The 20,007-nt window shown below is 67.8% G+C and carries 21 protein-coding genes; 8 read left to right on the forward strand and 13 right to left on the reverse strand.

The features are described from left to right. Nucleotides 1-100: 100 nt before the first annotated feature. The 3 genes from JHC57_RS11255 to JHC57_RS11265 are packed head-to-tail and all read right to left on the reverse strand — an operon-like array spanning nucleotide 101 to nucleotide 1,691. A complete protein-coding gene (locus JHC57_RS11255) occupies nucleotides 101-568 on the reverse strand; it encodes a DUF1178 family protein (protein WP_294030101.1) in 468 nt (155 codons plus the stop codon). Nucleotides 569-571: 3 nt separating this feature from the next. After that, the gene (grxC, locus tag JHC57_RS11260) at nucleotides 572-832 is read right to left on the reverse strand and encodes a glutaredoxin 3 (RefSeq protein WP_294030102.1); all 261 of its coding nucleotides are present in this window, start codon (nucleotides 830-832) and stop codon (nucleotides 572-574) included. Between the two features lie 4 nt (nucleotides 833-836). After that, complete coding sequence (locus JHC57_RS11265) at nucleotides 837-1,691, reverse strand: ComF family protein (protein ID WP_294030125.1); 855 nt, start codon at nucleotides 1,689-1,691, stop codon at nucleotides 837-839. Between the two features lie 51 nt (nucleotides 1,692-1,742). Here JHC57_RS11265 and JHC57_RS11270 point away from each other — a divergent pair, with 51 nt between their 5' ends. Further along, nucleotides 1,743-2,594, forward strand: a complete 852-nt coding sequence (locus JHC57_RS11270) for a methyltransferase domain-containing protein (RefSeq protein WP_294030103.1) — start codon at nucleotides 1,743-1,745, stop codon at nucleotides 2,592-2,594. Here the strand turns inward: JHC57_RS11270 and JHC57_RS11275 are convergent. Next, complete coding sequence (locus tag JHC57_RS11275; RefSeq protein ID WP_294030104.1) at nucleotides 2,591-3,019, reverse strand: (deoxy)nucleoside triphosphate pyrophosphohydrolase; 429 nt, start codon at nucleotides 3,017-3,019, stop codon at nucleotides 2,591-2,593. The two genes, JHC57_RS11270 and JHC57_RS11275, sit on opposite strands and share 4 nt — an antisense overlap. Before the next feature lie 65 nt (nucleotides 3,020-3,084). Here JHC57_RS11275 and JHC57_RS11280 point away from each other — a divergent pair, with 65 nt between their 5' ends. Next, on the forward strand, nucleotides 3,085-3,255 hold the full coding sequence (locus tag JHC57_RS11280; protein WP_294030105.1) for a Flp family type IVb pilin: 171 nt from the start codon (nucleotides 3,085-3,087) through the stop codon (nucleotides 3,253-3,255). 135 nt (nucleotides 3,256-3,390) lie between these two features. Further along, nucleotides 3,391-3,555, forward strand: a complete 165-nt coding sequence (locus JHC57_RS11285; protein ID WP_294030106.1) for a Flp family type IVb pilin — start codon at nucleotides 3,391-3,393, stop codon at nucleotides 3,553-3,555. Nucleotides 3,556-3,647: 92 nt separating this feature from the next. Here the strand turns inward: JHC57_RS11285 and JHC57_RS11290 are convergent, their stop codons facing one another. The 4 genes from JHC57_RS11290 to JHC57_RS11305 form a co-directional block, all read right to left on the reverse strand. Beyond that, complete coding sequence (locus tag JHC57_RS11290) at nucleotides 3,648-5,105, reverse strand: M48 family metalloprotease (RefSeq protein ID WP_294030126.1); 1,458 nt, start codon at nucleotides 5,103-5,105, stop codon at nucleotides 3,648-3,650. Nucleotides 5,106-5,284: 179 nt separating this feature from the next. Next, nucleotides 5,285-6,232 carry an acetyl-CoA carboxylase carboxyltransferase subunit alpha gene (locus JHC57_RS11295; RefSeq protein ID WP_294030107.1) on the reverse strand — a complete coding sequence of 316 codons (948 nt, stop codon included), beginning with the start codon at nucleotides 6,230-6,232 and terminating at the stop codon, nucleotides 5,285-5,287. A 9-nt stretch (nucleotides 6,233-6,241) separates the two neighbouring features. Continuing rightward, nucleotides 6,242-7,153 (reverse strand): tyrosine recombinase, encoded by a 912-nt coding sequence (locus JHC57_RS11300; RefSeq protein WP_294030108.1) that lies wholly within the window; start codon nucleotides 7,151-7,153, stop codon nucleotides 6,242-6,244. Next, on the reverse strand, nucleotides 7,146-8,972 hold the full coding sequence (locus tag JHC57_RS11305) for a hypothetical protein (RefSeq protein WP_294030109.1): 1,827 nt from the start codon (nucleotides 8,970-8,972) through the stop codon (nucleotides 7,146-7,148). Before JHC57_RS11305 ends, JHC57_RS11300 begins: the two co-directional genes overlap by 8 nt. Before the next feature lie 185 nt (nucleotides 8,973-9,157). Here JHC57_RS11305 and JHC57_RS11310 point away from each other — a divergent pair, with 185 nt between their 5' ends. Both JHC57_RS11310 and aroB read left to right on the forward strand, forming a co-directional pair. After that, nucleotides 9,158-9,733: a shikimate kinase gene (locus JHC57_RS11310; protein WP_294030110.1), complete on the forward strand. Its 576-nt coding sequence runs from the start codon at nucleotides 9,158-9,160 to the stop codon at nucleotides 9,731-9,733. Beyond that, nucleotides 9,721-10,815, forward strand: coding sequence for a 3-dehydroquinate synthase (aroB, locus tag JHC57_RS11315; protein WP_294030111.1), 1,095 nt, complete (start codon nucleotides 9,721-9,723; stop codon nucleotides 10,813-10,815). Before JHC57_RS11310 ends, aroB begins: the two co-directional genes overlap by 13 nt. Before the next feature lie 22 nt (nucleotides 10,816-10,837). On the opposite strand, the gene JHC57_RS11320 is transcribed toward aroB, so the two are convergent. Genes JHC57_RS11320 through radA form a run of 4 tightly spaced genes read right to left on the reverse strand, consistent with a single transcriptional unit; the run spans nucleotide 10,838 to nucleotide 15,060 of the window. Continuing rightward, a complete protein-coding gene (locus tag JHC57_RS11320) occupies nucleotides 10,838-12,724 on the reverse strand; it encodes a cation:proton antiporter (protein WP_294030112.1) in 1,887 nt (628 codons plus the stop codon). After that, nucleotides 12,721-13,149: an iron-sulfur cluster assembly scaffold protein gene (locus JHC57_RS11325; RefSeq protein WP_294030113.1), complete on the reverse strand. Its 429-nt coding sequence runs from the start codon at nucleotides 13,147-13,149 to the stop codon at nucleotides 12,721-12,723. Before JHC57_RS11325 ends, JHC57_RS11320 begins: the two co-directional genes overlap by 4 nt. Continuing rightward, nucleotides 13,146-13,688: a CvpA family protein gene (locus JHC57_RS11330; RefSeq protein ID WP_294030114.1), complete on the reverse strand. Its 543-nt coding sequence runs from the start codon at nucleotides 13,686-13,688 to the stop codon at nucleotides 13,146-13,148. Before JHC57_RS11330 ends, JHC57_RS11325 begins: the two co-directional genes overlap by 4 nt. Before the next feature lie 10 nt (nucleotides 13,689-13,698). Continuing rightward, nucleotides 13,699-15,060: a DNA repair protein RadA gene (gene radA, locus JHC57_RS11335; protein WP_294030115.1), complete on the reverse strand. Its 1,362-nt coding sequence runs from the start codon at nucleotides 15,058-15,060 to the stop codon at nucleotides 13,699-13,701. Nucleotides 15,061-15,227: 167 nt separating this feature from the next. Between radA and fsa the strand changes: the two genes are divergently transcribed. The 3 genes from fsa to JHC57_RS11350 all read left to right on the forward strand — a co-directional run bounded on the left by fsa (nucleotide 15,228) and on the right by JHC57_RS11350 (nucleotide 18,378). Next, complete coding sequence (fsa, locus tag JHC57_RS11340; protein WP_294030116.1) at nucleotides 15,228-15,878, forward strand: fructose-6-phosphate aldolase; 651 nt, start codon at nucleotides 15,228-15,230, stop codon at nucleotides 15,876-15,878. Between the two features lie 207 nt (nucleotides 15,879-16,085). Then, nucleotides 16,086-16,880, forward strand: a complete 795-nt coding sequence (locus JHC57_RS11345) for a crotonase/enoyl-CoA hydratase family protein (protein ID WP_294030117.1) — start codon at nucleotides 16,086-16,088, stop codon at nucleotides 16,878-16,880. 4 nt (nucleotides 16,881-16,884) lie between these two features. Next, entirely contained in the window at nucleotides 16,885-18,378 is a 1,494-nt protein-coding gene (locus tag JHC57_RS11350) for an acetyl-CoA acetyltransferase (protein ID WP_294030127.1), read from the forward strand. Nucleotides 18,379-18,410: 32 nt separating this feature from the next. Here JHC57_RS11350 and JHC57_RS11355 read toward each other — a convergent pair whose 3' ends face one another. Next, nucleotides 18,411-19,910: an aldehyde dehydrogenase family protein gene (locus JHC57_RS11355; RefSeq protein WP_294030118.1), complete on the reverse strand. Its 1,500-nt coding sequence runs from the start codon at nucleotides 19,908-19,910 to the stop codon at nucleotides 18,411-18,413. Nucleotides 19,911-20,007: the final 97 nt, after the last annotated feature.

Here is a 20,007-nt window from a genome sequence, read left to right on the forward strand (position 1 = left end):
GTGGCCCCCAGATTAGGAATCTGATGCTCTATCCTGCTGAGCTACGGGTGCGCCGCCGCTCGTGTAGCGGCGCGGCAGGCCCAGCGTCAATCGCGACCGATCAATTGGCGGCTTCGGGCGGCACGACCGGCACGAGCAGGGGCATCGCCGCGATCCCGTCGTCGCGCAGCGCCTGCGCCTCGTCGGGCGACGCCTGGCCGTGGATCAGATCTTCGGCCGTGCGCCCTTCGTGCATCGCGCGCGCCGCGGCGGCGAAGTCGCGGCCGACCCAGCGCGACTGCGGCAGCATCTCGGCCTGCTTCGCGGCGATATCGGCCAGCAGCTTGCGCGCCAGTTCGGGGACGGCGCCCGGAACCGGTTCGGCCGCGACGGAAACCGGCGCGTTCATCGCCTGATTCGACTTGGCGCCGACGCGCGGCGCCATCACCGCCTTCTTCACTGCGCTGTCGCCGCAGATCGGACAGGCGATCAGACCGCGCACCTGCTGGTCCGCAAAGCTGTCGCTGCTTGCGAACCACGCTTCGAACCGGTGGTCGCCGGCGGCGCAGCAAAGGTCGAAGACGATCAAGGCTCAGGCCGCTCCCAGCAGGGCGTCGAGTTCGCCCTTCGCCTCGAGCGCGGCAAGATCGTCGCTGCCGCCGACATGTTTTCCGCCGATAAATATCTGCGGCACGGTGCGGCGCCCGTTGGCGCGGCCGACCATCGCGTCGAACCCGGCGCGGTCCATCGTCACGTCGATTTCCTGAAAATCGGCGCCCTTGCTCTCCAGCAGCATCTTTGCGCGGGTGCAATAAGGGCAGAATGCCTTCGTATACACTTCAACCTGGGCCATGCGGCTATCCCGTCATCCTTTCGACCTGCATATCGGAATCCAACGAAGCAAAGTCAAATATGTTGCCGGCGTCAGGCGCATCGGGGACGACCCGCGCCCAAGTCAGCGCCGAAACGCGCGCGGCGCCCGAGCGCCGCAGCACCCGCGCCGCCGCGCGCAGCGTCGCGCCGCTCGCATGGACGTCGTCGACCAGTACGAGATGCCGCCCCGCAACGCGCCGGCGAGCATCGGGCGCGAGCGCGAACGCCCCGGCGACGATACGCTCGCGTTCGCGCCGGCTCTTCCCGCGTAGCGAAGCCGTCGGCCTGACACGCATCAGCAGATGATGATCGTGTGCCGCGCCGGTCAGCCTCGCCAGCTCGTCGACAACCAGCGCCGCCTGATTGAACCCGCGCGACCAGAGGCGCCAGCGATGGAGCGGCACCGATGCCAGCAGCAACGCATCGCTGTCGCCCAGGGCCGCCAGTTGCCGCGCCATCAGCCGCGCCATCAATCGCGCGTGCCCCGTCCGCCGTCCATATTTGAGCCGCAGCGCCACCGCGCGCGCGACCGGGCCATAGGCGACCGCCGCCGGCGCACCCTCGAACGGCGGCGGCTCGGCAAGACACGCACCGCAGGCGATGGTCCCTCCGGGCAGCGAGGCCGGTAGCGGAATCGAGCAATGCACGCAGCCGGGGCCACCCAGAAAGTCGAGCGAAGACCAGCAGGTCAGGCAGAACTGGCGATCCTCGCCGACGATGACCCCGCAGCCGGGGCATCGCGGCGGCAGGGCATAGTCGACGATCGCGCGCGCCGCGACGCGCAGCCCACCCAGCCATGCCACGGCCGGCGCATTCTCTTTTTCAGCATCCCCCGCCATCGTCGCCATCACCGGCTTGTGAAGCATCGCCGGGGGCGGCACAAGCGGCGCATGTCGCAGCCTCCCCGCCCGCTCTTCTCTTCCGCCCGCCACCGTGCCCAGCGCGACCGCATGGCGCGCCTGCCCGCGCCGGCCAACTTCCTCGCGCCGATCATCGCCGAAACGCTGCTCGATCGGCTGACGATGGTGACGCGCGAATTTCGCCGGACCCTGCTCATCGGCGCCCACGACAAGGCGCTCGCCGACCATCTGCGCGCGACCGGCACCGACCTCTGCATCGCCGAAGCCGGGCCGCGGCTGGCGGCGGCGAACGATGCTCTCGCGGTCGAGGCCGATGCGATCGACCTCCCCTTCGCCAGCTTCGACCTGATCCTCTGGCCGGGCGGCCTCGACAGTATCAACGACGTGCCCGGCGCGCTCGTCCGGCTGCGCGCACTGCTCGCCCCCGACGGCCTGCTCCTCGGCGCCTTTGTCGGCGACGGCAGCCTGCCGCGGCTCCGCCGCGCGGTCATGGCCGACGGAGTGCGTTCGATCGCGCGGCTGCATCCGCAGATCGATCTCGCCGCGATGGGCAACCTCCTCCAGCGCGTCGGCTTCGCGCTGCCCGTTGTCGATGTCGACGCGCTGACGGTGCGCTATGGCGACTGGTTCGCGCTGGTACGCGACCTGCGCGCGACCGGGCTGTCGAGCCGGCTGTCACCGGCTCCGCCGCCGCTGATCCGTAAAGAGGCCGCGCGGATCGCCGCCGCGTTCGAGGCGCAGGCCGACGCCGACGGACGCGTCGCCGAAACATTCCGGCTGATCCATTTCAGCGGCTGGGCGCCGCATCCCGACCAGCCGCAGCCCGCGCGGCGCGGCAGCGGTACAGCCTCGCTTGCCGACGCGCTGAAGCCGGCGCCCTAGACCAGCGCTTCGAGCAAGCCGATCAGCGGTTTGTCGGCGGGCGGCATCGCGAGTCCGTGCAGGTCGACCGGGCGCACCCAGCGGAGCGCGCTGGCGTGCTGCGCCACGGGCGTCCCGCGCCATTTCCGGCAGACGTAAAGCAACAGCAGCAGATGCTTCTCGCCCAGCGTGTCGCTCGCAAAACAGGCGGGCGCGAGACAGGCGTGGTCGACGTCGATCGCAAGCTCCTCGGCCAGTTCGCGGATCAGCGCCTGTTCGGGCGTCTCGCCCGCCTCCAGCTTCCCGCCCGGAAACTCCCATAATCCCGCCATCGCCAAGCCTTCGGGACGTTGCTGGACGAGCAATCGCCCGTCGCGGTCGACGAGCGCCGCGGCGACGACAATGAGCAGATTTTTTGGCGGTTTTCCGGGGCTGAGCTCGGACAAATTGTTAACCTTCCTATGCGAGTAGTGGACCCCTCGGGAACTATAATTTCAGCAGGGGTGGAACAATGCGAAGCTTTTACAGGCTGATGCGGTCGACCAGGGCCGCTACAGCCGTCGAATATGGGCTGATCCTGGCCCTTGTCTTTCTGGCGGCCGTCGTCGCGGTAGGCAATGTCGCCAATTCTACCAACAATATGTGGGGCAATGTTTCGAACGCTGCCCAGGAGAATATGTAGCGGCCGGGATCGTCCCGTTTTCGGACCTTTTCGGCGCTCCGCACATTAAGATTTTCAAAACCTATTCGCCCTAAACCCGCTGATGTTGACCCAGACCAGACCGTCAACAGGGTAAGTGAAATCAGGAGACCAGTCATGAAGTTCATCAAGAAGTTCGTTCGCGACACCAAAGCCGCCACCGCCATCGAATATGGCCTGATCGCGGCTCTCATCGCCGTCGCCGGCATCGCCGCCATGGGCGCCGTTGGCAACAGCGTCAGCAACACCTTCAACACGGTTGCTTCGAACCTCGACGCCTAATCGCCGGGGGTTCGCTCGCCGCTCTCGCGGCGTGCACCGAAATCGGAAAGGGCGGTGGAGAAATCCACCGCCCTTTTTGCTATCCTCGCCGTCTACCGGCTCGCATAAACGACGATCTTCACCTTCTGTCCCGGGGTGAGCCGGCTCGATGCGGTCAGCCGGTTGAGCACCTGGAACCGCTCGGCCTGATAATTGCTGTAGGCCATCCGCCGTGCGAGGCTTGCCACCGTATCGCCGCGGCCTACGGTCACGACATCGATCCGGCGCGGCTTGATCGCCGCCGCTTCGGCCGTGCTCAGCCGGCGCACGCTGTTGTACATCGAATTGAACACGCCGCTGCCCCCCGCCTGCGTCAGCGCGACGAAGTGAAACGCGCTGCTGCGCGAAAATTCATAGGCAAAGACCGTGACGTCGACCTGACCCGACTGCGTGTTCACCCGCGCGGTCGAATAATAGGCCGGGATGCCGTTCACCGTCGTGCGCTGGATCGATCCGGGGCTGATCGATGCATTGCCGGCAATCGCCTTGAACGCGGCGGCGATATAGGCGTTCATGTCGCCGCTGTACGGACCGGTCGTGAATTGCGCCTGCCCGCCATTGCCGCTGACCGATACCGCGGCGGCGCCATTCTGCATGCCGTATCCGTTCGGCACGGTAAAACGCAGCTTGAGGTCGGGGTGGAGGAAATCGCGCCCCTCGACAACACCCTGCGCGGGGTCGTCGCCATAGAGCACATTGTCGACCGAGGCGAGGAAGGCGTCGGCATTGCGATTGCCGCCGCTGCCCCCGACGCGGCTCGCCAGCGTCTGGGCGTTGCGCACGCGCGATGCGGGGTCGGGGTGCGTGCTCGCCCATTCGGGCAGCGAACGCGCGTCGCCGCCCGCCAGCCGCGCATCGAGGCTCGTCTGCGCCGCGAGACTCGCGAGCATCGTCGACAGCGCCAGCGGATCATAGCCCGCACTCCGCAGATACTGGACGCCGAGCTGGTCGGCCTGCAATTCCTGACTGCGCGAGAAACCGAGCGTCGCAAGCTGCGCGACGCGCATCGAATTATTCTGGAGCAATCCGCCGAGCCCGCCGAGCAGCCCGCCATTGTCGCCGATCGCGCCGCCGAGCACCGCACCGAGAACGCCGAGGATCTGGTTACGCGTCGCCGCCGACTGGCGTTTCTTGCTGTGCTGCGCCGCGACATGGCCGACCTCGTGCCCCAGCACGCCGGCGAGTTCGGCCTCGTCGTTCATCAGCGCCATGAGCTGACGGGTGACATAGACATAGCCGCCGGGGATCGCGAAGGCGTTGTTCACCGGCGAATTGAGCAGGGTCACCGTAAAGTCGCTGGGGCTGCGCGACAGCCCCGACTGGACGGCGATATTCTGCCCGATACGGTTCACATAGGCGGCCTGCGGCCCCGCATAGGCGCCGCCGAATTCCTGCAGGAGCTGCGGATGCGCCTCATCGCCCTGCTTGCGCTCGGCGGGCGAGATATTGGTCTGGGTCTTGATCGCCTTCAGCTGCGCGTCGGCCGCGCCGGTCAGGGCAAGCCCGCCCATCGCCAATGCCGCCGCCAAGGTTCTTCCGGTTTTCCAGCTCATCGAATGCCTCCCGTACAATTCCTGCGTTCAGGAATATTCCCGTAACGCGGCAAGACAAGCCGCGTCGTGGTCGCGGCTTGTCGATTCTGTGAAAATGGAACGCCATGACCCGCGATGGGGTTCCGGCGGAACCGCGGCTAAGCGCGCCCCATCGCGAGGAATTTTTCCTCGCGCGCGGCAAGGATCGCGTCGCGCGGCAGGCCCGACAAGGCGTCGAGTTCCTGCGCGATCGCATCGCCCAGCGAGGCGATCGCGTCGTCCGGCGCGCGATGCGCGCCGCCGACGGGCTCGGGAACGTTACGATCGATTATCTTCAGCCCGAGCAGATCCTGCGCCGACATCTTCATCGCTGCGGCCGCGTCGGCCGCCTTGTCCGAGGTACGCCACAGGATCGACGCACAGCCTTCGGGCGAGATCACCGAATAGACGGCATGTTCGAACATCAGCACGCGGTTCGCCGCGGCGAGCGCGATCGCGCCGCCCGATCCGCCCTCGCCGACCACGGCGGCAACCATCGGCACGCCCAGCGCCAGGCACTGCTCGGTCGAACGCGCGATCGCTTCGGCCTGCCCGCGCTCCTCGGCCTGGATGCCGGGAAAGGCGCCCGAGGTGTCGACCAGCGTCACCACCGGCAACCCGAACCGGTCGGCGAGCTGCATCAGGCGGATCGCCTTGCGATAGCCTTCGGGCTTCGCCATCCCGAAATTATGCTTCATGCGCGACGGGATATCGTCGCCCTTTTCATGGCCGATAACCATCACGCGGCGGCCGCGAAAGCGCGCAAGCCCGCCAAGGATCGCCTGATCGTCGGCGAAATTGCGGTCGCCCGCGAGCGGCATCCAGTCGTCGAACAGGCCGGCGACATAATGTTTGAAATGCGGGCGATCGGGATGGCGCGCGACCTGCGTCTTTTGCCAGGGCGTCAGCTTGGCATAGATTTCGCGCAACAGTTTCGAGGACTTGTCCTCCAGCCGCGCGATGTCATTGTCGATGTTGAGCGACGGATCGTCGCCCATTTCGCGCAGTTCGGCAATCTGTCGATCGAGCGCCGCGACCTGTTTTTCGAAGTCCAGAAAGGCTGTCATGCGAGAGCGCTAGGCCGAAGGCGGCTTGAGGTCAACGCCGTCGAACTGCGCCAGCGGATGGCGGCGGTTGACGAGCTCGACGAGGCGGCGGCTGTCGACATGGGTGTAAATTTCGGTCGTCGCGATATCGGCGTGACCCAGCATCAATTGCAGCGCGCGCAGATCGGCCCCGCCCTCGAGCAGATGCGTCGCAAAGGCGTGGCGCAGCACATGCGGGCTGATCGCCGCCGGGTCGATCCCCGCCCGGCCCGCGAGCTCGCGCAGCATCTGGAACAGCCGCACGCGCGAGATATGCGCCTTGCCCGACGGGAACAGCCAGGGCGACCCGTCGGCGAGCAGCGGCAGCCAGCGATCAAATGCCCCGCGCGCGCGCGCCGACAAGGGGACCAGCCGCTCCTTGTCGCCCTTGCCGCGGACGATCAGATATTCGCGCTCGCCGTGGGCCGCGCGGCGCGGCAGCGACACGAGTTCGCTTGCGCGGAGCCCCGATCCATAGAGCAGTTCGAGCAGCAGCAGCATGCGGACCGCGCTCGCGGGCGGCGCGTCGCCCGCCGCCTCCTCGCCCGCCTGCTCGAACAGGCGTTCGACATCGGCGTGCGTCAATATCCGCGGCAACGGCCGCCGCGTCGCGGGGCGCGCGATGTCGAGGGCCGGATTGTCCGCCCTCTCGCCCTCGTCGAGCAGGAAAGCGAAGAATTGCCGCAGCGCCGACAGCTTGCGCGCGGCGCTGCTCGCGGCAAGCGACCGATATTCGGCCATCAATTTGCGCAGCGCCGCCGCATCGGCATCGCCGAGCGACCCCCTGACCCATTCGGCCGCCTGCTCGAGATCGCGGCGATAGGCGGCGAGCGTGTTGCGCGACGCGCCGCGCTCGGCCGCCATCATCTCCAGAAAGCGGCCGATCAGGACCGCGTCAGACACGCACCAGCGCTTCGGCGGCGATCATCCGCGCCTCGGACGGCAGCCCGACCTCGCGCAGCGCCCGCACGATATAATAGAGATGATAGGGCGGCACCTTCGACCATTCGCCCTGCATTCCCGCCGCGGCGAGCAGTGCGACCATCCCGGGCTCGCGCCGTTCCGCCGCCGTCATGATCGCGCGCGACCAGCGCGTCTGTTTGCCGAGATCGACCTCGAGATCGCCCGCCGCCGACGCCGCTGCATTCGCATCGAGCCGCCCAAGCCCGGCAAGGCCCGCGAGCAGGAATTTCGAGCGCAGATAATCGACGCTGTCGTCATTGCCCGAAAACTGTCCGACCGCGCCGGCGCTCATGCCGGTAAGCGGCCGCGGCGATCCCACGGCCAGCACGCCCCACGCGCGGCTGCCGACCGAAACCGTCGGAACCCATGCGACCGCATTTTCGTCGTAGCCGCCCGCGAGCATCGATCCGAGCAATTGCCAGGGATCGCCGCCCGTGTCGGTGCTGGTCGGCAGCGCTGCGGCGGCGCGTGCGGTCGCCACCAGCGCGGCGTAGCTTTGCGCCGGCACATTTCCCGCGCCCCACAGGCTCTGCATGGCGGCATAACGGTCGGCGCCGGTCGCCAGGCGGAAGGCGCCGCGCAGTTGCGCGGTCTGGTTCGCAAGTTCGGCGCTCGGCTCCTCTTCGCCCGCCGCGGCGCTGAGCAGCGAGACATAGGCCTCGCTTGACAGCACCCCGCGCGCGGCGGCTTCGGGCGCGGCAGCGACGCGGTCCGCCATGTCGGTCATCGGCGCGAGTACCGTCCAGCCCTTCATATAATAGGGCGCACCGATACGCAGCGCTTCGGGAACGGGAATCGCGGTCGCGGTCGCCATGCCGAAGCGCCAGCTCGTCATCCGGTCGATGTTCGTCCATTCGATCGTCGTCGATCGGCGCCCGGCGCCGGTCGCACCCAGCACGCGTTCGGCCAGCAATATGTCGAAATTCGATATCCGGCCGCTCGACCGGACGCGGGCGATCGCCCAGCCGGCCGGGCCCGCCTCGCCCGACAGGCCCGAACAGATGGCGGCCGACAGGCGCCAGCTCTGTTGGTCGCCATGCGCAAGGCCGGCGGGAACATAAGGGCACATGCCCGCCGGATCGGCGTTGGCCAGATAGGCCTGCTGCGCCGCATTGACGAGGCGCGGACTCGCGCGGTCGTAATCGACCGACTGGACGATCCGGCGCGCGGTCGTCGATTCGCCCATGCGAAGCAGCAATGACGCGCGATCGGCGGCAAGGTCGGCACCATTGATCGTATCCGGCGTATCGATCGCCGACGCCAGCGCGCGGCGGAGCAGGATCTGGCCCCAGCGCGATGCCAGTTGTCCACTCGTCCTGCGCATGATCGCGGCGGCATATTGGCCACGCACGCCAAAGGCATCGGGGGCAAGTCCGCCGGTTTCGGGCGTCAGCGGCCCGATCCGGGTCAGCAGACGGCGCGCGCCGGGCGGCAGGTCGTATTTCAGTCCGCCCGATGCGACCTCCTCGCCTTCCTCACCCTCTTCATCCGCCGCGAGGGTGGTCGTGCCCAGCGTCGGGGATACGGGCGGCGGCGCCGCGCCATTTGCCGGTGCCGGCGTCGTGGGCGTCGCGGTGGGCGACGGCGACGGCGACGGCGACGGCGAAGGCGTCGGCGACGATTTCGGGGCGGGCGTGTCGGCGGGATTGCCGAAGCCTTCGGGCAGCAGCGATTCCTGCGCGATCGCGGGCAGCACCAATATGGCGGCGAGCGCGGTACCCGACAGGCCCAGCGTGAGCGACAGCATCTTCCTCTTCATCGCGTCGCACCTTCGGCAATCTTGTCGGTCACATTCACCTCGATCATTCCGGCCCGATCGGTCGTCGTGCCACAACAGCCTTTTCCCGATCCGGCCCCGGCGCGCAACATCCGATACCCGCCGTTCGTCCCATATCGCGCAAAACCATTGTTCCACGCGGCATCGGCGGTATAGCCGCGCGCACCATGTCGCGAAACCCGAAAAGCCCGGCACGCATTTCCGCAGGCGCCGTCCCCGCGTCGATCCGCGACCGGTCGATCGTGCTCGTCGGGCTGATGGGCTCGGGCAAGTCGACGATCGGGCGCCGCCTTGCGCAGCGGCTCGGCATGCGCTTCGCCGACGCCGACGACGAGATCGAACGCGCGGCGGGCATGACGATTTCCGACATTTTTTCGCGTTTCGGCGAGGCGCATTTCCGCGACGGCGAGCGGCGGGTGATCGCGCGCATGCTGGGGGGAAAACCGATGGTGCTCGCGACGGGGGGCGGCGCCTTCGTCAACGCGGAAACGCGCGCACTGATCCTGCAGGACAGCCTCTGCATCTGGCTTGACGCCGATATCCCGACGCTCGTCGAGCGGGTCGGCCGCCGCAGCCACCGTCCGCTTCTGAAGGACCGCGATCCCGGCGAGGTGCTGCGCGAACTGGCCGCGATCCGCAATCCCATCTATGCCGAGGCGCATCTGCGCGTCAGTTCGGCGAGCACGCCGCACGATCATACGGTGCGCGCGATCATGGAGGCTCTGTCGCAATGGAAAAGCTGACCGTCGAACTGGGCGCCCGCAGCTATCCGATCCTGATCGGCGACGGGCTGATCCGCGAAACCGGCGCGCATGTCGCGCCGCTTCTGAAACGCCCGCGGACGATGATCGTCACCGACACCCATGTCGCCGACCATTATCTGATCCCGCTCGGCACGTCGCTCGCGATGGAGAATATCTCCTTCTCGTCCTTCGTGCTCGAGCCCGGCGAAGGCACGAAGAGCTGGGCCGGCCTCGCGCGGCTCACCGAATGGCTGATCGGCGAAGGTGTCGAGCGCGGCGATCATGTCATCGCTCTCGGCGGCGGCGTGATCGGCGACCTCGTCGGTTTCGCGTGCAGCATCGTCAAGCGCGGCTGCAACTTCATCCAGGTCCCGACCACCCTGCTCGCGCAGGTCGACAGCAGTGTCGGCGGCAAGACCGCGATCAACGTGCCCGCGGGCAAGAACCTGATCGGCGCCTTCCATCAGCCCGCGCTCGTCGTGATCGACCCGACCACGCTCGGAACGCTGCCGCGCCGCGAGCTGGGTGCGGGCTATGCCGAGGTCGTTAAATACGGTCTGATCGACGATGCCGGTTTCTTCGCCTGGTGCGAAGACAATGGCGCGGCGCTGCTCGCGGGCGACAGCGCGGCCCGCCACAAGGCGATAGCGCACAGCGTCTCGGCCAAGGCGCGCATCGTCGCCGCCGACGAACGCGAGACGCAGGACATTCGCGCGCTGCTCAACCTCGGCCACAGCTTCGGCCACGCGCTCGAGGCCGAGACCGGCTATTCGGACCGCCTGCTTCACGGCGAGGCGGTCGCGGCGGGCATGGTGCTCGCCCACCAGTTTTCGGCCGCGAACGGCCTGTGTCCGCCGGAAGATGCCGCGCGCGTGCGCGACCATCTGGCCAGCGTCGATCTGCCCCACAGCCTCGCCAGCGCGGGCGTCAATACCGATGGCGCGACGCTCGCGGGGCATATGGCGCACGACAAGAAGGTGCGCGGCGGCAAGCTGCCGCTGATCCTGACACACGGCATCGGGCAAAGCTTCGTCACCGACGAATATGGCCTCGACGCGGTGGCCGGCTTTCTCGACAATTGAGCGACACCGACGACAGGGCGGCCTAGCCCTCGCCCGTCAGCCCCATCGCCTCATTCTCTTCGCGCGCGATCTTCGCCTCCAGCCTTTTGCGCCGGAATTTTTCGAGCACGCTGTCGGCCTCGCGCCCGCCGCCCGGTTTGAAACGATGGTCCATGCCCGCCGAAATATCGCCCTCGTCGAGCTGGGCCTGCAGCCGCGTCTCGTCGAGATGGCGCAGCGTCGCCTCGACATCGTCCATTTCGCTCGGATCGACGTCGAGATGGCGCAGCGCGCTGAGCCCCATCGCGATCGAACTTTCGAACACCTCGCGGATCACGCCGTCGACCCCCGCGCCGTCGATCGCGAGCAATTGGCGCCGGTCGAAGACCCGCATCAATATCTTCGCGTGCGGATAGGCTTCGACGATCGGTTTCATCGCCGCCGCATCGACCGACGCGTCGTCCATACAGAAGATGATCAGCCGCGCTTCCTCGGCGCCCGCGCGGCGGAGCAGGTCGACGCGCAGCCCGTCGCCGAAATAGACTTTCGTATCGAAACGGCTCGACAGCTCGATCTGGCTCGGCTTCTTGTCGATCAGCGTCACCGAACAGGCGACGCCGTGCAGCATCTGCGCCACAATCTGTCCGAACCGCCCATATCCGACGACGATCGCCGATCCGCGGGGCGCATCGGCCGGGTCGTCGAGCACCGGCTCGTCGGTTTCGGGCGCGAATTCCAGATTCCGCGCGAACAGCATCAGGAACGGCGTGGAGATCATCGACAAGGTGACGACGGCGCTGAACAGGCTCGCCGCTTCGGGCTGGATGAGCATCGCATCGGCGGCCTGCGCGAAGAGCAGGAAGCCGAACTCGCCGCCCTGGCTCAGGAGAAGACCAAGGCCGAGCGCCGCTTTCCAAGGCTTGCCGAAGAGGCGGATAATCGCGGTGAGGACCGAGAATTTGACGGCGACCAGTCCCGCCGCGAGCGCGAGCACCAGCATCGGCCGCTCGATGACCGCCCCGACGTCGAGCACCATGCCCACGGCGAGGAAGAAGAGGCCGAGCAGGATCAGGCGAAAGGGCTCGATGTCCGATTCGATCTCGTGCCGATAGGGCGAATCGGCGAGCATCACCCCCGCCACGAAGGCGCCGAGCGCGGTCGAGACATGCAGGCTGTGCATCAGCGCCGCGCTCGCCAGCACGGTGAGCAGGCCGACGACGACGAACAGTTCGCGCTCGCCATAACGGCCGATGACCCGAAGCAGCGGATTGACGACGAAGCGGCCCGCCAGCACCAGCACGATGATTGCCCACAAAGTGAAGAAGGCCATCTGCCAGCCCGACGGCGCCGACGGATCGGCCGGCGCGCGCGACAGCACCGCGACGATGGTGATCATCGGGACGATCGCGAGATCCTGGAACAGCAGGATCGAAAAGGCCTTTTCGCCGAAGGGCGAGTTGATCCGCCCCGAGCTTTTGAGACCGGGCAGCACCTGCGCGGTCGACGACAGTGCGAGCGGCAGCCCGAGCGCGAGCGAGGCCGCGGGGCTGAACCCCAGTATCAGATGGATCAGCGCGGTCAGCACGAGCCCGGTCACCACGACCTGCACCAGCCCGAGCCCGAAGATCGCGCGGCGCATGTCCCAGAGCCGGCGCGGCGACAGTTCGAGCCCGACGAGGAAGAGCAGGAAGGCGATGCCGAGTTCGGCAAAGGCCAGCTTCGATTCGCCGCCGCCGACGAGCCCGAGCCCGTGCGGCCCGACGACCGCGCCCGCGATGAGGTAACCGAGAACGGCACCGAGGCCGAGCCGGCGGAAGATGAGGACGAACAGGGTCGCGACGCCGAGCAGGATCGCGCCTTCGACGAGCGCGGTATCGGTTGCGGTTTCGGCCACTTCGGATGCCGCGGCGGTGAGCGCGAGCAGGCTCATGCCGCCGCCGCCCGCTCCTCGAGTGCAGCGATCGCCGCGTCGAAGGGCAGCAGGATCGCGCCGTGGCGCGCGGGATAATCGCGCGCCGGGGCGAGCAGGTCGAAGCCGGGCCAATCGGGCCGGTCGCCCTCGCCCGCGAACCAGCCTGCGATGCCGTCGCGCGCGGCGCGGATGTCGGTGAGCCCCAGCCCCGGCGCATGCCGAGCGAGCAGCGTCGCCGACGCCTGTCCCAGCGCGCAGGCTTCGACATGCATGCCGACGCGCGTCACCAGGCCATCATCGTCGGTATCGAGGTCGAGGATGATCGCGCTGCCGCACAGCGGCGCGCGCTTGCTGGCACGATAACGGGCATCGGCGAGCGGAAGATATTCCGACGTCGCGACCGCCAGCGCCAATATGTCGCGGTTATAGAGCGGCGCGCTCACGATTTGCCGGCCGCGGCTTCGGCCTCTGCCGCGCGCGCTTCGGCACGCCGCTCGGCGATCACCTTGCTCATCGCCGCGCTCATCGCATTGAGCGCCGGATAGGTCCTGCTCTCGGTCATCCACGCGGGGCGCTGCGCATTGCCATAGCCGATATCGTAAAGCAGCGTGACGAGCATGAAGCCGATCGAGGCGATCAGCAGGCCCTTCACCGCTCCGAAACCCGCGCCGAGCCCGCGGTCGAACCCGCCGACGAGCGACGCGCGGCTACGTTGTCCCATCGCGCGCGATCCCCATTTGGCGAGCGCGAAAACGCCGCCGAAGAGCAGCACGAACGCGAGCATCGCCGCGCCGCCCTCGGTTCCGACCCAGCCCGCGAGCAGGTCGGTGACGAGCGGGTGAAAGAAACGCACCGCCGCGATCGCCAGCACCCACGCCAGCAGCGTCGTCACTTCCTGCACGAGGCCGCGCGAAAAACCGAGCACCGCGCCGCCGCCCACCAGCGTCAGCACGAGAATATCCAGAGCCGTCAGACTTCCCATTTGCCGGTCGCTAGTCGCGCCCGAGCATCAGGTCAACGAGTTCGCCGAGCCGGGTGAAACCGGTGACCGAAATTCCGCCGACGCCCTTCATCCCGGCGGGCCCCCAGCCGCGCGAGAAACCGAGCTTCGCCGCCTCGCGCAGGCGCAGCCCGTCGTGCGCGACCTGCCGCACCTCGCCCGACAGCGACAATTCGCCGAATACGATTGCGTCGGCAGGCACCGGCCGCTCGCTGAACGCCGAGATCAAGGCCGCCGCGACGGCAAGGTCGGCCGCGGGATCGGTGAGGCGGTAGCCGCCCGCGATGTTGAGATAGACTTCGGCGGCGCCCATCTGCAGTCCGCAGCGCGCCTCCAGCACCGCCAGCACCATCGCGAGCCGCCCGCTGTCCCAGCCGACGACGGCGCGCCGCGGCGTCGCCCCGCTCGCCAGCCGCACCGTCAGCGCCTGCACCTCGACGAGCACCGGCCGCGTGCCTTCGAGCGCGGGGAAGACCACCGAACCCGGCACGTCGCGGCTGCGGTCGGTCAGGAACAGGCTCGACGGATTGCTGACTTCGCCCAGCCCCTCCTCGCCCATCGCGAACACGCCGATCTCGTCGGTGCCGCCGAAGCGGTTCTTCACCGCGCGCAGGATGCGATATTGATGGCTGCGCTCGCCCTCGAACGCCAGCACCGTGTCGACCATATGTTCGAGCACGCGCGGCCCCGCGATCGTTCCGTCCTTCGTCACATGCCCGACGAGCACGATCGCGACGTCGCGGTCCTTGGCATAGCGGATCAGTTCCTGCGCGCTCGCACGCACCTGGCTCACCGTTCCCGGCGCGCTGTCGATCAGGTCGCTGTGCATCGTCTGGATCGAATCGATCACGACGAAATCGGCGTCGCGCCCGTCGAGCGTCGCCAATATGTCGCGCACCGAGGTCGCGCTCGCGAGCGCGACGGGGGCTTTGCCGAGCCCCAGCCGCTGCGCGCGGAGCCGCACCTGCGCCGCGGCTTCCTCGCCGCTGATATAGACGACCGACTTGCCCGCCGTCGCCAGCCGCCCCGCCGCCTGCAGCAACAGCGTCGACTTGCCGATCCCCGGATCACCGCCGATCAGCGTCGCCGACCCCGCGACGAAGCCGCCGCCCAGTGCGCGATCGAATTCGGCGATCCCGCACAGCATCCGCTCGGGCATCCGGCTGTCGGCATCGAGCGTTTCGAGCGCGAGCGTCCGTCCGCCGCGACTGAGGTCGTGCTTCGCCGAAAACACCGTCTCGGCGGCTTCCTCGACCAGCGTGTTCCACTCGCCGCAATCGGCGCACTGCCCCTGCCAGCGGTACGAGACGCCCCCGCAATTCTGGCAGACATATTGACGTTTCGCTTTGGCCATGACCGGCGATTAACCGGAACAAAGAACGAACGCCAGCGCTTTCCCGCCCTCGTCACGCCCGATCAGGTCCGGGGCGACGAATAGGGTGGAGACGGTTCAGTTTTCTCCACGGTTGATCTAGGGCGAAAGCCAACCCGAATCACCCAATCAGCAGGATCACCCGCGCCATGAAATTCTTCGCCGACACCGCCGAAATCGCCGACATCCAGGAACTCGCCGCGACCGGCCTGCTCGATGGCGTCACCACCAACCCGTCGCTGATCGCCAAGTCGGGGCGCGACTTCAAGGAAGTGACGAAGGAAATCTGCGCGATCGTCGATGGCCCCGTCTCGGCCGAGGTCGTCGCGCTCGACCATGAAACGATGATGAAGGAGGCCGAAATCCTCCGCAAGATCGCCGACAATGTCTGCATCAAGGTGCCGCTGACGATCGACGGCCTCAAGACCTGCAAGGCGCTGACCGGCGACGGCACGATGGTCAATGTCACGCTCTGTTTCTCGGCCACCCAGGCGCTGCTCGCCGCCAAGGCCGGCGCGACCTTCGTCTCTCCGTTCGTCGGCCGTCACGACGACAATGGCTTCGACGGCATGCAGCTCATTTCCGACATCCGGCTGATCTACGACAATTACAGCTATGCGACCGAAATCCTCGTCGCGAGCGTGCGCCACGGCATCCATGTCCTCGAAGCCGCGAAGATCGGCGCCGACGTGATGACCGCGCCGCCGTCGGTCATCAAGGGGCTGTTCAGACATGTCCTGACCGAAAAGGGCATCGAAGGCTTCCTTGCCGACTGGGCGAAGACCGGCCAGTCGATCTGATCCCAAATCCTCCCTGTGCCGCAGGCATGGGGAGGTGGCGGCGCGAAGCGCTGACGGAGGGGCCTTGGCGCTACCGTTGCCGCCCCTCCACCACGCCCTGGGGGCGCGGTCCCCCTCCCCATCGCCTCGCGACAGGGAGGATCGACCTTTCCAGTTGACGTAAACGTCAAGTCATCGCGATACTCCCCCGAAAGGGAGAGATTCGCGATGACCGACACCACCATCCTCACCGAACGCCGGGGCCACATCCTGATCGTCACGATCAACCGGCCCGAGGCGCGCAATGCCGTCAACGCGGCAGTCCATGTCGGCATCGGCACCGCGCTCGAAACCGCCGACAACGACCCCGACATCCGCGCCGTGATCATCACCGGCGCGGGCGACAAGAGCTTCTGCGCCGGCGCCGACCTCGTCGCGCTGTCGCGCGGCGAAAGCCTCCAGCCCGACGATCCGGCCCAGCAGGCATGGGGTTTCGCCGGCATGGTATCGCACCCGATCTCGAAACCGGTCATCGCCGCGGTCAACGGCTTCGCCTTCGGTGGCGGCTGCGAGATCGTGCTGATGAGCGACATCGTCGTCGCCGCAACCGAAGCGCAATTCGGGCTGCCCGAGGTCAAGGTCGGGCTGTTCGCCGCGGCGGGCGGCGCCTTCCGCCTCGCCCAGCAGCTCCCGCGCAAGCTTGCGATGGAATATATGCTGACGGGCGACCCGATCCCCGCCGCGCGCGCCGCCGAATTCGGCCTCGTCAACCATGTCGTGCCGCTCGCCGACCTGATGCCCACCGCCATCGCGCTGGCCGAAAAGATTGCCGCCAACGCCCCGCTGTCGGTGCAGGCGTCGAAGCGCGTCGCGCTCGGCATCGATCAGGGGCGTATCGCCGCCGAAGCGCCCTATTGGGAACATAACGCCCGCGAGCGCGCTGTCCTGATGCGCAGCGAGGACGCGCGCGAAGGCCCGCTGGCTTTCGCCCAGAAGCGCAAGCCCGAATGGAAAGCGCGCTGACATGATGACCGATCCCGAACGCATCCCCGTCATCATCGGCGTCGGGCAGGTCAACGATCGCCCCGACGACCCCGACGCGGGGCTGGATTCGCTCGGGCTGATGGTCGCGGCGCTGAAAGTTGCTGCCGAAGACGCGGGCGTGCCGCTCGCCGGGATCGACAGCCTCGCGATCGTCGACCAGATCAGCTTTCATCATCTCGGCAAGCTTTGCGAACCGCTCGCCGCCGCCATCGGCGCCAATCCCGCGATCAACTATCAGTCGGCCGCACCGCACGGCGATACGCCGGTGCGCCTGCTCAACGAGGCGGCGAACCGCATCGGCGCGGGCGAGGTCAAATTGGCGGCGGTGGTCGGCGGCGAAGCCCTGCGCACCGCCGCGGGCCGCGCCGCCAAGGCGGCGAGCGGCGAGGACAAGAGCTATAATGCGATCCGCAAGGTCGCGACACGGCGCGAGCCCGATTATGCGCAGAAGCACGGCCTCGCCGCGCCGGTCGACGTCTATCCGCTTTACGAGAATGCGACGCGCGCCGCATGGGGCGAAAGCCTCGAGGACGCGCAGTTCGAGAGCGCCGAAATCTGGTCGCGCTTCTCCGAAGTCGCCGCCGCGAACGACGGCGCGTGGATCCGCAAACCCGCGTCGCCCGCCGACATTCTCCGCATCGACGAGCGCAACCGCCCGATCGCCTTCCCCTATTCGAAGCTGATGGTCGCCAATTCGTCGGTCAACCAGGGCGCCGGCTTTATCGTCGCGAGCCTTGCCGAAGCGCGCCGCCGCGGCATATCCGAGGACCGGCTCATCTACGTCGGCATGGGCGCCGCCGCGAAGGAACCGGCGAGCATCCTGCACCGCGACCGCTACGACGGCAGCGTCAGCATGGAAACGAGCATCACCCGCACGCTCGAACTCAACGCGATGACGGTCGAGGATTTGGATTGCGTCGAACTCTACAGCTGCTTTCCCTGCGTGCCCAAGATGGCGCGGCGTATTCTCGGCTGGCCGTGGGATCGCCCCGCGAGCGTGTTCGGCGGCCTCACCTTCGGCGGCGGCCCGATCGCCAATTACATGAGCCACGCGGTGGTCTCGATGGTCGAAAAACTGCGCCACGAAGGCCGCACCGGCTTCCTCTTCGCCAATGGCGGCTTCGCGACCGACAATCATTGCGTCGTGCTGGCGAAGGAGCCGATCGCGGCGGCACGCTTCCCGCAGGACTTCGACTATCAGGCCGAAGCCGAAGCGAAACGCGGTCCGGTCCCCGAGCTGGTCGAGGATTATGCGGGACCGGCGACGATCGAGAGTTATACGGTGTTCTACGGTCGCGATGGCGCCCCGAAGGCGGGCGTCGTGGTCGCACGAACCCCAGACGACAAGCGCACGCTCGCGCATGTCGATGTGAGCGACGCCGCGATGCTGGCGTTCCTCACCGACGGGAAGGCGGAGCCGGTGGGCTCGACGGGGCAAATCGTCGCGCTGGACGAAGGCTATGGGTGGCGGGCGTAGACCTCTCCCCTCCCGTTCACGGGAGGGGAACATCAGACTTCGAAACTGACTCCCTGCGCCAGCGGCAGCGCATCCGAATAATTCACGGTATTCGTCGCGCGGCGCATATAGGCTTTCCAGCTGTCCGACCCCGACTCGCGGCCGCCGCCGGTCTCCTTCTCGCCGCCGAACGCCCCGCCGATCTCGGCCCCGCTCGTTCCCAGATTGACGTTGGCGATCCCGCAATCGCTCGCGGCGAGGAAGCGTTCGGCCTCGCGCATGTCGGTCGTGAAGATCGCTGACGACAGACCCGCCGCAACATCGTTGTGCTGTCCGATCACCGCGTCGAGGTCGTAATAGCGCATCACATAGAGGATCGGCGCGAACGTCTCCTCCAGCACCGGCCCGATCTGCGCGGGCATCTCGACGAGCGCGGGTCTGACATAGAAGCTCGCCCCCTCGCCGACGCGCTCGCCGCCATGGACGATCCCGCCTGCGGCTTTCGCAGCCGCGAGGGCGTCCTGCATCATCTCATAGGCCGCGCGGTCGATCAGCGGCCCGACGAGCACTTCGCCCTCCAGCGGATTGCCGACGCCGACGCTGGCATAGGCCGCCTTCAGCTTCCCGACGAAGCCGTCATGGATGCTGTCGTGCAGGAACAGGCGCCGCGTCGTCGTGCAGCGCTGCCCCGCGGTCCCCATCGCCCCGAACGCGACGCCGCGGAGCGCGAGGTCGAGATCGGCCGATGGCGCGACGATCACGCCGTTGTTGCCGCCGAGTTCGAGGATCGCGCGCGCGAAACGCTGCGCCAGGCGCGGCGCCACCGCACGGCCCATGCGCGTCGAGCCCGTCGCCGAGACGAGCGCCACGCGCTTGTCGTCGACCAGCGCCTCGCCCGCCTCGCGCCCGCCGATCAGGAGCTGCGACAGGCCCTCGGGCACATCGCCGAAGCGCGCTGCCGCACGCGCGAAGATCGCCTGCGTCGCCAAAGCCGTGAGGGGCGTCTTTTCCGACGGCTTCCACACCACGCTGTTGCCGCAGACGAGCGCGAGCGCGGCATTCCATGCCCACACCGCGACCGGAAAGTTGAACGCCGAAATCACGCCGACGACGCCGAGCGGATGCCAGACCTCCATCATCCGGTGCCCCGGCCGTTCGGTCGCGATCGTCAGGCCATAGAGTTGCCGCGACAGCCCGACCGCGAAGTCGCAGATGTCGATCATCTCCTGCACCTCGCCCGCGCCCTCGGACGGAATCTTGCCCGCCTCTATCGTCACCAGCCTCGCGAGATCGTCCTTCGCGGCGCGCAGCTCCTCGCCCCACAGCCGCACCAGCTCGCCGCGGCGCGGCGCCGGGACGTGGCGCCACGCGCGAAAGGCCGCGCTCGCGCGGTCGAGCGTCGCGTCGATCGCCGCCGTGTCGACGACCCGCACCATGCCGATCTGTTCGCCGGTGAGCGGGGTCACCGACGGCATCGATCCCTCGCGCCACAGCGCGGGGTCGACGCCGAGCCTGTCGAGCAGTTCACCCGTCTCCTGGCCCAGTTGAACCATATTCCGTCCCTTCATAAGCGCGCATGCGCCTTGCAACTTGCGGCTCGCGGGTTATCGCAGCGGGCGAACAATGCAAACCCGAATGGGAGAGTCGTCC

The sequence above is a fragment of the Sphingopyxis sp. genome, from assembly GCF_016463645.1.
In the GTDB taxonomy this organism is placed as follows: domain Bacteria; phylum Pseudomonadota; class Alphaproteobacteria; order Sphingomonadales; family Sphingomonadaceae; genus Sphingopyxis.